This window comes from Streptomyces sp. NPDC057287, from assembly GCF_042667905.1.
In the GTDB taxonomy this organism is placed as follows: domain Bacteria; phylum Actinomycetota; class Actinomycetes; order Streptomycetales; family Streptomycetaceae; genus Streptomyces.
Map to the genome: position 1 here is coordinate 35,729 of NZ_JBHUYV010000028.1, position 15,715 is coordinate 51,443.

The 15,715-nt window shown below is 71.0% G+C and carries 13 protein-coding genes; 12 read left to right on the plus strand and 1 reads right to left on the minus strand.

Annotation, left to right across the window (positions count from 1 at the left end; translation table 11 throughout):
* The first annotated feature begins 59 nt into the window (after positions 1-59).
* The 8 genes from ACFUNE_RS35610 (at position 60) to ACFUNE_RS35645 (ending at position 10,353) form a co-directional block, all read left to right on the plus strand.
* On the plus strand, positions 60-1,013 hold the full coding sequence (locus ACFUNE_RS35610; protein ID WP_383576775.1) for a hypothetical protein: 954 nt from the start codon (positions 60-62) through the stop codon (positions 1,011-1,013).
* Positions 1,014-1,035: 22 nt separating this feature from the next.
* A complete protein-coding gene (locus ACFUNE_RS35615) occupies positions 1,036-1,350 on the plus strand; it encodes a hypothetical protein (RefSeq protein WP_383576777.1) in 315 nt (104 codons plus the stop codon).
* 46 nt (positions 1,351-1,396) lie between these two features.
* Positions 1,397-2,377: a LacI family DNA-binding transcriptional regulator gene (locus ACFUNE_RS35620; RefSeq protein ID WP_383576844.1), complete on the plus strand. Its 981-nt coding sequence runs from the start codon at positions 1,397-1,399 to the stop codon at positions 2,375-2,377.
* A gap of 416 nt (positions 2,378-2,793) precedes the next feature.
* A complete protein-coding gene (locus ACFUNE_RS35625; RefSeq protein ID WP_383576779.1) occupies positions 2,794-4,182 on the plus strand; it encodes an ABC transporter substrate-binding protein in 1,389 nt (462 codons plus the stop codon).
* Positions 4,183-4,281: 99 nt separating this feature from the next.
* Positions 4,282-5,229 (plus strand): carbohydrate ABC transporter permease, encoded by a 948-nt coding sequence (locus ACFUNE_RS35630; protein ID WP_383576781.1) that lies wholly within the window; start codon positions 4,282-4,284, stop codon positions 5,227-5,229.
* Positions 5,226-6,122, plus strand: coding sequence for a carbohydrate ABC transporter permease (locus tag ACFUNE_RS35635; protein WP_383576783.1), 897 nt, complete (start codon positions 5,226-5,228; stop codon positions 6,120-6,122). The genes ACFUNE_RS35630 and ACFUNE_RS35635 overlap by 4 nt, the downstream gene beginning before the upstream one ends.
* Positions 6,119-8,209, plus strand: coding sequence for a beta-galactosidase (locus ACFUNE_RS35640; RefSeq protein ID WP_383576785.1), 2,091 nt, complete (start codon positions 6,119-6,121; stop codon positions 8,207-8,209). Before ACFUNE_RS35635 ends, ACFUNE_RS35640 begins: the two co-directional genes overlap by 4 nt.
* Positions 8,209-10,353, plus strand: a complete 2,145-nt coding sequence (locus ACFUNE_RS35645) for an alpha-galactosidase (protein WP_383576787.1) — start codon at positions 8,209-8,211, stop codon at positions 10,351-10,353. The genes ACFUNE_RS35640 and ACFUNE_RS35645 overlap by 1 nt, the downstream gene beginning before the upstream one ends.
* A gap of 75 nt (positions 10,354-10,428) precedes the next feature.
* On the opposite strand, the gene ACFUNE_RS35650 is transcribed toward ACFUNE_RS35645, so the two are convergent.
* Positions 10,429-11,487: a hypothetical protein gene (locus ACFUNE_RS35650; RefSeq protein ID WP_383576789.1), complete on the minus strand. Its 1,059-nt coding sequence runs from the start codon at positions 11,485-11,487 to the stop codon at positions 10,429-10,431.
* A 268-nt stretch (positions 11,488-11,755) separates the two neighbouring features.
* Between ACFUNE_RS35650 and ACFUNE_RS35655 the strand changes: the two genes are divergently transcribed.
* Genes ACFUNE_RS35655 through ACFUNE_RS35670 form a run of 4 tightly spaced genes read left to right on the plus strand, consistent with a single transcriptional unit; the run spans position 11,756 to position 15,634 of the window.
* The gene (locus tag ACFUNE_RS35655) at positions 11,756-12,715 is read left to right on the plus strand and encodes an ABC transporter substrate-binding protein (protein ID WP_383576791.1); all 960 of its coding nucleotides are present in this window, start codon (positions 11,756-11,758) and stop codon (positions 12,713-12,715) included.
* A gap of 2 nt (positions 12,716-12,717) precedes the next feature.
* Positions 12,718-13,674, plus strand: a complete 957-nt coding sequence (locus ACFUNE_RS35660; RefSeq protein WP_383576793.1) for an amino acid ABC transporter permease — start codon at positions 12,718-12,720, stop codon at positions 13,672-13,674.
* A gap of 8 nt (positions 13,675-13,682) precedes the next feature.
* On the plus strand, positions 13,683-14,435 hold the full coding sequence (locus ACFUNE_RS35665; RefSeq protein ID WP_383576846.1) for an amino acid ABC transporter ATP-binding protein: 753 nt from the start codon (positions 13,683-13,685) through the stop codon (positions 14,433-14,435).
* Positions 14,432-15,634, plus strand: a complete 1,203-nt coding sequence (locus ACFUNE_RS35670) for a M20 family metallopeptidase (RefSeq protein ID WP_383576795.1) — start codon at positions 14,432-14,434, stop codon at positions 15,632-15,634. Before ACFUNE_RS35665 ends, ACFUNE_RS35670 begins: the two co-directional genes overlap by 4 nt.
* The last annotated feature ends 81 nt before the right edge of the window (positions 15,635-15,715 follow it).

A 15,715-nucleotide genomic window follows, 5' to 3' on the forward strand; every position in this document is an offset into this window, starting at 1 on the left:
TGCCGGAAGGTGCCAGGGAACGAGGGCGGAGCGTCCGGGGCGGGCGTGCGCGTGCCGGGATGCGCTACCTGAGCCAAGTCGTCGGGAAGCGAGCCGCGTTCGATCCGGACTTCTCGCTGCCCCACGCCCTGAACCCCGTCGCGGCCAGCCTCATGGAGAACCACTCCTGGCGTCAAGCGGCCGAGCGGGCGGCGAAGGCGTTGAGCCCCGATAAGGCCCGCCTCTTCCTGGCGCTCGCCTCCGCGCGGGTGGGAAACGGAACCGCGGCCCGCGACTGGACGGACGACTATTTCGCCGGGTTCGAACCCCAATTGGCGGAACGGGAGTCCGGCGTCCTGTGCGACGCGCCGGAGGGGCACTCGGCCCGCCGGACCGTGGACTGCTGGAACGCGGAGGCCCCGGGCGAACCTGGAGCGCTGGGAGCCGTATCTGCGCCGTCACACCGCACGGCTCCCCGCCCGCCGATGGCCTCGACTATCCGGCGTGGTGCAGGACGACGACTGGGAGGCGCTGCGGAAAGGCTGGGAGCACGCCACAGTCAAGCCGGCGGCGTCCTCGCGCATCTCCGGAAGGAATTCTCCGACGCGGAGGCCGGGCGGCGCACGGAGGGCATCCGGCATCTCGACCGGCTCGCCCCGGAGGGGGCGGAGATGCGCGCCCGCGAGGCGCAGATGAATGCGTTCATCACCCACGGCACGGGCAGCGCGACAGCCGAGGTGAGTGAGCCCGCGAACACCGCGGTCAGGGACGTCACCGCTCTGCTCGCCGAAACCGCGCTCGACCCCGACGGTGGGGGCCTCGGCCGGCCGGCCCGCCGGCCCGCCGGCCCGCCGGCCCGCGGGCTCGCCGCGGAGACGATCACCGAGGACACGGTGCGCTCCCGGACGCCGACCGCCGCGGCGGTGATCGAGCTGTGCGCCGTGGCCCTCCCGACCGAAACGGGACCTGCGCGCCAACCTGAGCGGGGCCGAGGAGGAGCGGGCCGCGAAGCTCGCCGCCCGGACGGAGAATGAGAGGCAGGCCGTCAGGCACTCCATGCCCAGGATCGCGGGCGCGGGCTTGGCCGCCGTGGTGAGCGCGCCGGCCCTCCTCGACGGCACCTCGACGCTCCTGCTTGCACTCCTGACCATCGGCCTCTGCGCCTGGGGCCTGCTCGTCCTCGCGCGGGTGCCTGTGGAGCACCGTTCATGCCGTGACCAGGGTGGGCGCTTCGGGCGCGCACGGATGCAGGAGGGTTCCGGCCGACGTGCGAGGGAGGCGCGCGGCGACAGGCGCTCCGCCGACGCGATGGCTGCGAGACGGTTCACGGCTCTCCGCCCTGCGGGCCTGAGCTGCGGTGTCGCGCCGTGAAGTAGGGTGACGTGCCGATCAAGAGGGAGTGGGTGCGTTGGCGCGGGTGACCATGGCGGACGTGGCCCGGGCGGCGGGGGTGTCGTCGGCGACGGTGAGTTACGTGCTGTCGGGGAAGCGGCCGGTCGCGGAGGAGACGCGACGGATCGTGGAGGCCGCGATCGCGGAGCTGGGATTCAGCGTCAACACGGTGGCGCGGAGTCTGCGGACCGGGCGGTCGAGCATAGTCGCGCTCGTCGTACCGGACCTGGCGAACCCGTTCTACGCGCAACTCGCCGCGTCGATACAGGTGGAGCTGCGGCCGCTCGGCCTGCACGTCATGGTGTGCGATACGCGCGCCGACCGCGACGAGGAGCGCGCGTTCCTGCGGGAGGCGGTGCAGCAGCGGTTCGCGGGGGTGGTGATCACCCCGTTCCGGTTGGCGGCGAAGGACTTCCTGCCGCTGTCAGAGGTGGGCATTCCGGTCGTGGTCAGCGCGGACGTGCCGTTCGGCGACGCCGACCTGGTGACGCCGGACGCGCGCGCAGCGATGCGGGCGGCGATGACGGAGGTCACGAAGGCGGGGCGGCGGCGCATAGCGATGATCGCCGGGCCGCGGGACGCGACCGGGGGCGATCCGCGGCTGGAGCTGCTTCGGACGCTCGCCGTGCAGTTCGGGGTGTCCCTGCCGGGGCGGCTCGTCGTGCGGGGTGAGCACACGCGGGAGGCGGGGGCGGTGGGCTTCGGGAAGCTGATGGGGATGAAACACCGGCCGGACGCGGTGTTCTGTGCGAATGACGTGGTCGCGGTGGGGGCAATGGGGCGGGCGGAGACCCTGGGGATCGACGTCCCGGGGGACGTCGCGCTCGTCGGGCACGATGACGCGTCGTTCGCGTCGTTGGTGCGGCCGCGGTTGACCACGGTCAGGTACCCGGCCGCGGATGTCGGGCGGGCGGCGGCGCGGCTGCTGATCGAGCGGTTGGACGGGCGGGTCGCGCGGCGCACGGTGCACGTCCGCGCGGAGTTCGTCCCGCGCGGCACCGTCTGAGCGGGGGCTCTGCCCTCGAACCCCCCGTTCGCGGCTCGGCCGCGGATACCGGGTTGCGCCTGGCGGCCTCGAGCGCCGACCGGGCTGCCGCTGCTTGTGGGCCGAGGCTGATTTTTCTTCCGCTTCTCGCCGGCCGGGCGGGGAGGGGTGTCGGCGCCGGGCAGAGTGAAAACGCCACCTCGCACGTAATCGATTACGCAATCTTCTCGCTACCACCGACTCCACACCCGGCACCTAAGTTCTCGCAGGTCAAGCCCCCTTCCCCCACCCGCCATCGCCGCATCCGCGCATCACGAAACGGTCGCGTCACACACCCGGATTCGCTAGAACTGTTGACTTCTGTTGATCTCTGTTGTGAAGGTAGCCGCCGTCGCCCCAACGAAGGTGCGACGACCCTCGGCTCCGGGAGCACCCTCATGGCACTTCGCAAGCGCGGCACTGTCATCCCTCGCACGTCGTTCGTACGGCGCGGCCTGGTCGGAGGGGTGGTGCTCTCAATGACCGTGCTGACGGCGTGCGGTGGGGGCGACTCGGACGACAGCACGGACGCGGCCGGCGGGGCGGCGGCGTGCAGGCCCGCGTCGGGCAAGGTGACGCTGGACTACTGGTCGTGGGTGCCCGGCATGCAGAAGGCCGTGGACGTGTGGAACGCGGAGAACCCGAAGATCCAGGTCAAGGTGAAGACGACCCCGGCCGGCAACGCGGGCACGTACCAGAACATGTCGAACGCACTGAAGGCGGACAAGGCCCCCGACCTCGGCCAGATCGAGTACGACTCGCTGGCGAGCTTCCGCCTCAAGAACGGCCTGACCGACATATCGAAGTGCGCCGGCGTCACCGACGCCAAGGGCGACTTCGTCGACTGGACCTGGTCGCAGGTCGACTTCGGGGCGGACGGCAAGGACGGCGTGTGGGCGGTTCCGCAGGACACCGGGCCGATGGCGCTGTTCTACCGCAAGGACGTCTTCGACAAGCTGGGCCTCGCCGCGCCGACGACGTGGGAGGAGTACGAGGCCGCCGCCAAGAAGATCAAGGCGGCGAAGAAGGGCCAGTACATTACCCACTTCTCACAGACGGACCCGAACTGGTTCACCGGTCTGCTGTGGCAGAACAAGGGCTCCATGTTCGAGCGGGACGGCGACACCTGGAAGGTCAGCGTGGACCGGCCCGAGAACCGGCAGGTGGCCGACTACTGGCAGAAGCTGATCGACGAGAAGCTGGTCGCGACGGACCTGCAGGGCTTCTCGCCCGCGCTGTACAAGGCGTGGAACGACGGCGAGGTCGTCACCTGGATCAGTGCGGCCTGGGGTTACAGCACGATCCGCGACAACGCGAAGTCGACCGCAGGCAAGTGGGCCGTGGCGCCCATGCCTCAGTGGGAGAAGGGCCAGAACCAGGCCGGCAACTGGGGCGGTTCGACCACGGCCGTCCTCAAGGGCAGCAAGCACCCGGCCGAGGCGGCGAAGTTCGCACTGTGGCTGAACTCGGACGCGAAGGCGCTGGAGATCCTGAACAAGGAGGGCGGCCTGTACGCGGCGGCCAAGTCCGGCCTGGAGCTGGACGCGCTGAAGCAGCCGGTCAACTTCTACGGCAAGCAGCCGATCTTCGACGTGTTCGCCCAGGCGTCGGCGAACGTAGACACCGACTTCACCTGGGGTCCGACGATGACGGACACCTACCGCTTCATCAGTGACGGCACCGCGAAGGCCACCGGCGGGGGCTCGACACTCGGTGACGTGCTGAAGGACGCCGACTCCCAGAGCGCCGACTCGCTGCGCAAGCAGTCGCTGGACGTCAAGGAGTAGCCCACGGACGGCCGCCCCACCGCCCCGCTCCCCCGGCGGCGGCGGAGCGGCCCGTAGGTCACTCGTCCCGAAAGTCCACCGACAGGAAAGTCACCGGTGATGACCACCCCCACCACCGCAGCCGTGCCGGAAGCGCACGGCCCGCAGGCGCGGACGGCACCGAAGGCGAGAGCCCCGCGCCGCACTCTCGCCCCGCTCGCGTTCCTCGCACCCTTCCTGATCCCGTTCGTCCTGTTCACGATCGTCCCGGTGGGCTACGCGTTCTGGCAGAGCCTGCACGCCACCGAGCGCGTCGGCGGTACCTTCGGCCGCACCGAGACGGTGTTCGCGGGCTTCCGCCAGTACGGCGATGTCATGTCCGAGCCGTTCTTCACCGACAGCCTGCTGCGGGTGTTGCTCTTCGCCCTCGTGCAGATCCCGGTGATGCTGGCGCTCGCCCTGGCCCTAGCCCTGCTGCTCGACTCCGCGGTCAGCCGCCTCAAGCGGTTCTTCCGCCTGGTCTACTTCGTGCCGTACGGCATCCCCGGCGTCGTCGCCGCCCTGATGTGGGCGTTCCTGTACGACCCGCGGCTGTCGCCGATCGTCGACCTGCTCGGCTCGGTGAGCGTGGACGTCGACCTGCTCGGGCCCGGCGCGATCCTGTTCTCCATCGGCAACGTCGTGACCTGGACGTACACCGGCTACAACATGCTGATCATGTACGCGGCGCTCCAGGCCGTGCCCGCCGACCTCTCCGAGGCGGCGCGGGTGGACGGGGCCGGCGCGTGGACGATCGCGCTGCGGATCAAGGTGCCGATCATCCGGCCCGCAATGGTGCTCACAGGGGTGTTCTCGCTCATCGGGACCTTCCAGCTGTTCACCGAGCCGCAGGTGTTCCGCGCCATCTCCACCAGCGTGACCAGCACGTACACGCCGAACCTGGCGGCGTACTCGCTGGCCGCAGCCGACCGCTACAGCGAGGCGGCGGCCCTGTCGGTGCTGCTCGCAGTGGCGACGTTCGTGCTGTCCTTCCTGTTCCTCCGCCTCACTGCCAGGGGGCAGAAGTGACTCTCCTGACCCGTACCGAGGGGGCGCACGCTCCCGCGCCGAACGGCCCGAAGCGCGGCCGGAACCTGGCGGCCGTGCCGGCGTTCGTCTTCATGGCGCTGGTCGCCGGATACATGCTGCTGCCGGTGTACTGGCTGATCGTGTCGTCGACGAAGAGCCAGGGCGACCTGGTCACCACGCCGGGACTGCTGCCGGCCGAATGGCACCTGGGCGAAAACCTGAGCGCGCTGTTCAGCCAGCAGGACGGGATCTACCCGCGCTGGCTGGGCAACAGCCTGCTGTACGCCGGGCTCGGCGCGGCCGTGGGCACCCTGCTCGCCGCGATGGCCGGATACGCTCTCGCCGTCTATGCGTTCAAGGGCCGCGAGGCGGTCTTCTCCGTCGTCCTGGGCGGTGTGCTGGTGCCCGCGACGGCGCTCGCGCTACCGCTGTTCCTGCTGTTCGCCGAGGTGGATGCGACCAATTCGTTCTGGTCGGTGTTCCTGCCCAGCATCGTCAGTCCGTTCGGGGTGTACCTGTCGCGGATCTTCGCCGTGGCGTCCATCCCTGAGGAGGTCATCGAGGCCGCCCGGATCGACGGCGCCGGCGAGTGGACGATCTTCTGGTCGATCGCGCTGCGGATGATGTCTCCGGCCCTGGTGACCGTCTTCCTGTTCCAGTTCGTCGTCATCTGGAACAACTTCCTGCTGCCGCTGATCATGCTCCAGGACGAGCGTCTCTACCCGGTCACCCTCGGCCTGTTCACCTGGCAGTCGCAGACCAGCCGGGCGCCCGATCTGCAGACGCTGACCCTGGTCGGCGCGCTGGTGTCGGTGGTGCCGATCGTGATCACGTTCCTGCTGCTCCAACGCTACTGGCGCGCGGGTCTTGCCGCAGGGGCAGTGAAGTCATGACGGGCACGACACGCATCGCGGACGGCACGGACCCGCTGGGCGCTCTCACCGACCGGCTCGGCGGGATCGCCTACGGTGGCGACTACAACCCCGAGCAGTGGCCGGCCGACGTCTGGCCCGAGGACGTGCGGCTGATGCGGGAGGCGGGGGTCAACCTCGTCACCGTCGGGGTGTTCTCCTGGTCCCGCCTGGAGCCCCGCCCCGGGGTGTACGACTGGAGGCTGCTCGACACCGTCCTCGACCTGCTGCACGCGGGCGACATCGCCGTCGACCTTGCGACGCCGACTGCCGCTCCCCCGCCGTGGTTCAGCAAGGCTCACCCCGATGCGGGCCCGCAGAACGCGGCCGGCACCCGGCTCACCCACGGCAGCCGGCAGGCGTTCTGCCCGAGCAGCCAGGCGTACGCGCGGGCGTCCGACGCGATGGTGACCGCGCTGGCGAGCCGGTACGCCGACCACCCAGCCGTAGTCATGTGGCACGTCCACAACGAGTGGGGCAACCACAACGCGCTCTGCTACTGCGGGACCAGCGGGGCGGCGTTCCGGGAGTGGCTGCGCGAGCGGTACACCTCCCTGGACCGGGTCAACGAGGTGTGGGGCACGGACTTCTGGGGGCAGCGCTACGGCGAATGGTCGGAGATCGACCCGCCGAGCGAGACCACCGCGTTCCGCAACCCCGGCCAGGAACTGGACTACCGGCGCTTCTCCTCCGACGCGCTGCTCGCCAGGCACCGGGCCGAGAGCGCGCTTCTGCGCGAGCTGGGCCCCGGCATCCCGCTGACGACCAACCTGCTCGGCACCCTGGAGAAGAAGGTCGACGGGCACGCCTTCGCCCGCGAGTCCGACATCGTCTCCGTCGACCACTACCTGGTCTCGGCCGATCCGGGCAACCACGTCGACCTGGCGCTCAACGCCGACTTGGCGCGGGGCATGGCCGGCGGACGGCCGTGGGTACTCATGGAGCACTCGACGTCGGCGGTCAACTGGCAGCCGGTCAACGTGCCGAAGGCGCCCGGCGAGATGCGCCGCAACAGCCTCACCCACCTGGCGCGCGGCGCCGACGGCATCATGTTCTTCCAGTGGCGGCAGTCCCGCGCGGGCGCCGAGAAGTGGCACTCCGCGATGCTGCCGCACGGAGGCACCGAGACCCGGACCTGGGGCGAGGTCACCGCGCTCGGCGCCGAGCTTGCGGAGCTGTCGGAGGTGCGCGGCACCCGGGTGGCCGCGCGGGTCGCGCTGCTCTTCGACTGGCACGCCTGGTGGGCGCTCGAGCTGGAGGCGCGCCCCTCGGAGCGGCTGCGGTACCTGGACGCGGTCCGCGACTGGTACGGGGCCCTGTGGGACCTCGCTATCACATGCGACCTCATCGCGCCGGACGCGGACCTCACCCCGTACGAGATCGTCCTCGCTCCCTCGCAGTACCTAGTGACGGACGCCGACGCGGAGTCCCTGCACGCGTTCGTGCGCGGCGGCGGGCACGCGGTGATCGGCCCGTTCAGCGGGGCGGTCGACGTCAACGACCGGATCCGTGGCGGGGGTCACCCCGGCGCGTTCCGCGAACTGCTCGGGCTCGTCGTCGACGAGTACCTGCCGCTGCGGGTGGGCGAGTCGGCGCTCCTCTCCGACGGTTCGCGCGCGGCGGTGTGGACCGAGCGCGTCGAGTCGCGCGGCTGCACCGCCCGGCTGCGGTTCGCCGAGGGGCCCGAGGGCGGTCCGGCGCGCGGCGGTCCGGCGGTCACCCGGCACGCCTACGGCGGCGGGGCCGGCTGGTACGCGGCGACGGCGCTCCCCGCGCCGGCGTTGCGGGCGCTGCTCGGCGAGGCGTGCCGGGAAGCCGGGGTGGCGGCGGTGGCAGAGGTTCCGCCGGGGGTCGAGGCCGTTCGGCGTGCCGCAGGTGACCGCGGGTACCTCTTCCTCGTCAACCACACCGACGCCGAGGCGGTCGTCCCCGTCGGGGGCGGGTGCACCCGGATCGACGGTTCGGAGCTCACGGGGTCGGTGACCGTCCCGGCCGGTGACGTCGTCGTCGTACGGGAGGCCCCGGTGGCTCACGGCGAGCACGCCGCGAATTACGGGGAGGGCAGCTGATGCCGCTGATCGAGACCGACCGCCCCTCGGGGACCGTCCTCCTGCACGCGGGCCCCACCGCCTACGCGCTGCGCGTCGACACCGGGGCCGGCACCGTCCGCACGCTGCACTGGGGCGGGCCGCTCACCCTCGCCGACGCGGTGGCCGCGTTCGAGCCGGACGCCGAGGGGAACAGTTTCCACTCGCCGCTCGACGGGACGGAGGAGCTGGCCGTCGACGGCCAGGTGCGATTCGCGCCGCCCGCCCTCGACGTGCGGTACGCGGACGGTACGGGCTCGGTCGAGCCGGTAGTGGACGGTTACGACGTCCAGGAGGACGCCGAGGGAGCGGAACTGACTGTCAGCCTGCGTGACACCGGGCGGCCGCTGGGGTGGCGGCTGCACTACCGGGTGCGCCGGGACCGCGCGGTCATCGAGCGCTGGACGGAGCTCCGGCACGCCGGGGGGCACGGCGAGCAGCCGCTGACGCTGGTGCGGCAGGCGGCCGCCCAGTGGAACCTGCCGGTGCTCCCGGAGTACCGGGCCGGCTCCGTGCACGGCCGCTGGATTGGTGAGTTCCAGCTGCGGAGGACGCCGCTCTCCGTGGGCGAGACGACGTGGAGCAGCCGGCGCGGGCACACCAGCCACCAGTGCAACCCCTGGGTGACCCTCGACGGCGGCGACGCCACCGAGGAGAGCGGCGAGGTGTGGACCGTCGCGCTCGCCACGTCCGGGAGTTGGTGGACGACGGTGGTGCGGTCGGCGGAGGGCCGGTGCAGTGTGCTCACCGGCAGCGGGCACGAGGGAGTCGAACTCGCCCTCGCCCCGGGCGAGACGTGGACGACGCCGGTCAGCGCCGGGCAGTACGGGGCGGGTGGCTTCGGCGGGGCATCGCGGGAGTGGCACGCGTACACGCGTGCCACTGTCCTGCCTGCGGCCGACGAGTTGCGGCCGGTCCTCTACAACTCCTGGGAGGCGACGGCCTTCGGCGTCACCTTCGACAACCAGCGGGACTTGGCCGATCTGGCCGCGCGGATCGGCGCGGAGATGTTCGTCGTGGACGACGGGTGGTTCGGGGCGCGCGACAGCGACCGGGCGGGGCTCGGCGACTGGACGGCGAGGCCCGGTGCGTTCCCCGACGGGCTGCGGCCGCTGGCCGACCACGTGCACGGCCTGGGGATGCGGTTCGGGCTGTGGGTCGAGCCCGAAATGGTCAACCCCGAAAGCGAGTTGTTCCGCACCCGGCCGGAGTGGGTGCTGCACCTGCCCGACCGGACCGCGCACACCCTGCGCAACCAGCTGGTCCTCGACTTTTCGCGGCCCGAGGTCGCCGAGTGGGCGTTTGAGTGGCTGGTACGGACGGTCGACGCGTTCGACGTCGACTTCCTGAAATGGGACTTCAACCGGTCCCTCACGGAGGCGGGTTCGACCGGCGGCCGGACGGACGCCCGGCGGGTCTTCGTGGAGCACGCGCTCGGCACCCAGCGGGTCCTCGACCGGCTGCGGGCCGCGCGTCCCGCACTGCGGATCGAGGCGTGCTCGGGCGGCGGCGGGCGGGTCGACCTGGCGAGCCTGGCCCGGACGGACCAGGCATGGGTGTCGGACAACACCGACGCGGTGGACCGGCTTGCCATTCAGCACGGTTTCTCGCAGGTGTATCCCGCACAGGTGATGGGGGCGTGGGTCACCGACAGCCCGAACCCGTTCACCCGGCGGTCCGTGCCGCTCGGTTTCCGCTTCCACAGCGCGATGGCCGGGGTGCTCGGCGTGGGTGGCGACCTCACCCGCTGGTCGGCGGACGAGCTCGACGAGGCGGCGGCTTTCGTCGCGCGGTACAAGGCGGTGCGGGAGACGGTCCAGCACGGTGACCAGTACCGGCTCGGCTCGCCGGGAGACGTGTCGCACGCCGTTCAGTACGTGGCGCGGGACGGTGCTGAGTCCGTCGTCCTGCAGTGGCGGGTGGGGCCGGCGGGCGGGGTGCCCGTTCCCCGGCTGCGGCTGCGCGGGCTCGACCCTGGGGCCGACTACCACGTCGACGACGACAGCGGGACGCTCCCGGCCGACACCGTCCGCACCGGGGCGGCGCTCGCCGCGCACGGTCTCGCGGCGGAGCTGCAGGCCGGGGAGTACGTGAGCCGGATGCTCACGGTGCGCCGGGAGGTGTGACCTCGGCGGAGCTTGTGCGTGCCGGGTGCGGCGGGAGGACGGGACCTCCCGCCGCGCCCTTTCGTGTGAGCCGCCTCAGCAGGAGGTGACGGGGGTGCCGCTGTAGAGCTCGCCGTCCGGGACGCCGGTGTCGATGCTGCGGAGGTAGTACCCGCAGGTGGGGCGGTTCCTGAAGTCGTAGGTGGCGCCGGGGCGCAGGCGCCAGATCTTGTAGTCGTAGTAGGTCAGGTAGCGGTCGGGTTCGGCCCGCTCGGGTCGGTGGTCGCCGAGGACGACGAAGGTGTCGGCGCCGGCGGCAGTCGCCTGGCCGTTCTTGTCGATGAAGAGGGAGCCGCCCTCGTTGACGCCGACGCCCCAGGCGGCGCCGCCGGTGGTGAGGCCGTCCTCGATCGCGCGGGCGACGAAGGCCATGGTTCGGCCCATGCGGTCGCGTTCCTGGAAGTGCGAGTCATTGATGGTGTTGGCGTAGTTCGCCCAGTTGAACATGCCGGTGGTGAAGGTGATGTACGGGTCGTAGGGGTCGTAGAGCGCCTCGTCCGATGTGACGCTCCCCTCACAGGCGTCATACACGACGGCGCTGTTGATGTGGTGGCCGGCGCTGCCGCCACCGGAACCGCCGCCCTTGGCGACGACGGACTTCACCGAGTTCTGGAGTGCGGTGCCTTTCCAGTCCGCGTACTTGCACTGGTCGCCGCCCGCGAAGTACACGAACTCGGCGTTGCGGATGTCGGTGTTGGCCTGGCTGTTGTTGCCGTCGTTGCGGGTGCCCAGGGTCCAAGTGGTGCACGAGTTGACCCCGGCCAGGCGCATGGTGGCGTCGCACTCGGGGGTCTGGCTGCCGGAGGTGGGGGCGGAAGCGGCGAGGACTACGACGTCGAGGCTGCCGGTGCCGCCGCGGATCGCGTCGATGGCCTTGGTCATGGTGGCGGGGACGACCGCGCCGGTCCCGTTCATGGTGTAGGCGGGGCCGGACCAGGTGGTGCGCGAGACGTCGGACGCGCTGCCGAGTCTCACTCTCTTCGCGGCGGCCTCGGCCGGCTGCGCGGAGACGACGGCGGCGGAGAGCAGGACAGCGAGAGAGGTGACCAGACAGGTCAGAGGGGCGGCCAGGTGGCCGGTGGGACGTAGGGACACGGAGTTCTCCCAGGGATGGAGGGGGCCGACCACGCCGACGAGGGCCGGTGGTGATGGAAGGTACAGATGCTCCGGTGCGATGAACAGATGTAACGCGGATACCGTCCTGCGTCCGTGTTTCGACTCGCGCACAGCGTCGTGACATGAACGTAACGTTCATTACATCTGTTCAAACAACATCGCCATGTGTAACTTCACATCCAAGCCGATCGCGGTGCACGGACGTCTCACGTCACCGGCGGCTGACACTCCTCGGGAGGGAACCATCGTGAAGTACGAACATCTGCCTCGCCGCGCCTCGGTCGCCGCTGTGACGGTCTCGGCCCTGCTGACGCTCACCGCCTGCGGCGGGGACGACACCACGGAGAAGACCTCCGCGAAGGCGCCCGCCGCCGTCGAGATCGCCGGCGTGAGCGTCAAGAAGGACGCCGCGCAGCACGACGCGCTGCCGGCCGCCGTCAAGGACTCCGGCACCGTCCGGGTCGCCACCGACGTGCCGTACGCGCCCTTCGAGATGTTCGTCGAGGAGGGCAAGCCCGAACTGACCGGTCTCGACTACGACCTGGGCCAGGCCATCGGCGCCCGGCTCGGCGTGAAGTTCGCCTTCACCCCGCAGAAGTTCGACGGGATCGTGCCCGCGATCCAGGCCGGCAAGTTCGACGTGGCGATGTCCGCGATGACGGACAACAAGGAGCGGCAGGCCGTCGTCGACTTCGTCGACTACTCCGTCTCCGGCTCCGGGATCCTGGTCGCCAGGGGCAACCCGGAGAAGATAACCACGCTCGACGACCTGTGCGGCAAGAAAGTCGCCGTCCAGGCCGCGACCAACCAGCTCGACCTGCTCAAGGGGCACCAGAAGGCCTGTAAGAAGGCCGGCGGCGGCCAGATCGACATCCAGACCTTCCCGAAGGACTCCGACGCCCAGCTCGCCCTGCGCGCCAAGAAGGTCGTCGCCCAGGTGCTCACCAAGCCGGCCGCCGGCTGGACCGCGAAGACCGCCGACGACGGCGCCAGCTTCGAGGTCGTCGACGACCCGGCCGCCACCGGCGGCTACAACGCCTCCCCGAACGGCATCGCGGTCTCCAAGAAGCTCCCCGAGCTGACCGAGGGGATCCAGAAGGCCCTCCAGTCGCTCATCGACGACGGCACCGCCGCCAAGATCTTCGACAAGTACGGCGTCGGCTCCATCGCGGTCAAGGAAGCCACCAGGAACGCGGCGGTCGACTAGAGATGACCACCGCACTCGACACCGTGCCACGAACGACGGCCGACGAGGAGCTGACCGTCGTTCCCGTGCGCCACTGGGGCCGCTGGATCGCTGCGGGCGCCGCGCTGCTCTCGCTGGCCGGACTTGTCGGCTCGCTCGCCACCAACGCCAACCTGCGCTGGGACGTCGTCGGCGACTACCTCTTCGCCGACCTGATCTTCGACGGGCTCGCCACCACCCTCTGGCTGACCGTCGCCTCGATGGCCCTGGGGCTCTCCCTCGGCACCCTCGTCGCGGTCATGCGGCTGTCGTCGAACCCGGTGCTGCTCGGCCTGTCGTCTCTGTTCGTGTGGGTGTTCCGCGGCACCCCGCTGCTCGTCCAGATCATCTTCTGGGGATACGCGGGGGCGCTGTACCAGCACGTGAAGATCGGCGTCCCGTTCACGGACATCACGTTCGTACAGGTCGACACCAACGACCTGCTCACCCCGACGGTCGCCGCCCTGCTCGCCCTCGGCCTCAACGAGGCGGCGTACGCGTCGGAGATCGTCCGGGCCGGCATCCAGTCCGTCGATGTCGGCCAGACCGAAGCCGCCCACTCGCTCGGCATGCGGCCGGCGCTGACCATGCGCCGGATCGTGCTGCCGCAGGCCATGCGGGTCATCATCCCGCCGATGGGCAACGAGACGATCAACATGCTCAAGATGACCGCGCTGGTCTCGGTCATCGCCGCGCACGACCTGATGTCCAACATCCAGGACGTGTACGCGCAGAACTACCAGGTCATCCCGATGCTCGTCGTCGCGTCCCTCTGGTACCTGGCCCTGGTCAGCCTGCTAAGCGTTCCGCAGGCGTGGCTGGAGCGGCGGTACGGGCGAGGCACGGGGCGGACAGAACGAGCCACGGTTCTCGGGCGATTGCTCGGTGGGGCGCGGCTCTTCGGTGGGCGTCCGAAGAACGCAAAGGAGAAGGTGCGTTGAGCGCGCCCATGGTGCACGCCCAGGGCGTGCGAAAGCACTTCGGGAAGCTTGAGGTCCTCAAGGGCATCGACCTGACCGTCGAACACGGCGAGGTCTGCTGCCTGCTGGGCCCCTCCGGGTCGGGCAAGTCGACCTTCCTGCGCTGCATCAACCACCTCGAGAAGATCGACGGCGGCAAGCTCGCCGTCGACGGCGACCTCGTCGGCTACCGGCGGCACGGCGACAGGCTGCACGAGCTGCGGGAGAAGGAGATCGCGGCGCACCGCCGTGACATCGGCATGGTGTTCCAGCGGTTCAACCTCTTCCCGCACCTGACCGCCGAGCGCAACATCATGGAGGCGCCCTTCCGCGTCGGCGGCGCGTCTACTGCCATCGCGCGGGAAGAGGCCCGCCGGCTCCTGGACCAGGTCGGCCTCGGGGACCGGGCCGGGCACTACCCCGCCCAGCTCTCCGGCGGCCAGCAGCAGCGGGTCGCAATCGCCCGGGCGCTAGCGATGAAGCCCAAGCTGATGCTCTTCGACGAGCCGACGTCCGCGCTCGACCCCGAGCTCGTCGGTGACGTCCTGGACGTCATGCGGCAGTTGGCGGCCAACGGCATGACCATGGTCGTCGTCACCCACGAGATCGGCTTCGCCCGCGAGGTCGGCGACACCGCGGTCTTCATGGACGACGGCGTGGTCGTCGAGGCGGGCGACCCCCGCCGGATCCTCGTCGAACCAGAGCAGGAGCGCACCCGCGCCTTCCTCTCCAAGGTGCTGTGACCGCGCCCTCGCGGCAGGGGGCCCACACGGGCCGGCTGCTTGCGGACGCGCAGTCGCGCCTGGAAGGGTACCTGTCCTCTCTGGCGGAGCTGGTCGCCATCGACTCCGGGTCGTACAGCCCGGCCGGGGTGAACCGGGTCGCGGACTGGACGGCACGGCGGTTGGCGGGGGCCGGGTTCGAGGTAGAGCGGGTGCGGGGCGGACCGGACGCGGGGGACGTGCTCGTCGCGCGCCGGCGCGGCTCGCTCGCCCCCGAGGACGGGGGGCGGCGGGTGCTGCTCGCCGCCCACATGGACACTGTCTTCCCCGACGGCACCGCCGCCGCGCGGCCGTTCTCGCGGCGCGGCCCGCTCGCCCACGGGCCCGGCGTCAGCGACGACAAGGGTGGACTGCTCGCCGGACTCACCGCGCTGGAGATCCTCGCTGCGGCAGGGGTCACGGAGTACGCCGAACTCGTCCTGCTCGCCACGCCCGACGAGGAGATCGGCTCGCCGTCTTCCCGGGCGGTCACCGAGCGGGTCGCGCGGGGGGTGGACTGTGCTCTGGCGCTGGAGTGCGCGCGGGAGAACGGGGATCTCGTCGTCGCGCGCAAGGGGGTCGCGGACTTCCTGCTCACCGTGACCGGGCGGGCCGCGCACTCCGGGATCGAGCCGGAGCGGGGGGCGAACGCGGCGCTGGCCGCGGCGCACCTCGTCGTCGAGTTGCAGGCGCTGAACGGGCGTTGGCCGGATGTCACCGTCAACGTCGGGGTCGTGCGGGCGGGCGAGCGCACCAACATCGTCTGTCCGACAGCGGAGTTGCAGGTCGAGGTGCGGTCGGCGACCGCGGAGGGGATGTCCCGGGCCCGCGCCGCGATCGAGTCGGCGGCAGCGGTGCCGGTGGTGGCGGGGACGTCCGTCGAGGTGCGGCAGGTCGATCTGTGTCCGCCGATGGAGGCGACGGGTGCGGTGCGTGGGCTGTTCGCCCAAGCGCGTTCGGTCGGGGCGCAGTGGGGGCTGTCGTTCGGTGCGGCCGCGACGGGGGGTGTCGGGGACGCAAACATCATCGCCGGGGTGGGTGTGCCCGTCCTCGACGGGCTCGGGCCCGTCGGAGGCGCGGACCACACTCCCGAGGAGTGGCTCGACGTGACCACGGTTCCGGCGCGGGTCGCTCTCCTGGCCGGCCTCGTCGCCTCCCTCGGCACCACCCGCACCGACTGACTTGTCTGCGGCCAGGCCAGCTCACTCGGCAGGCGGGCTCCCCCTGGCGGGGGGGCAATCGTCCGCAGGGCGGAACGGGTG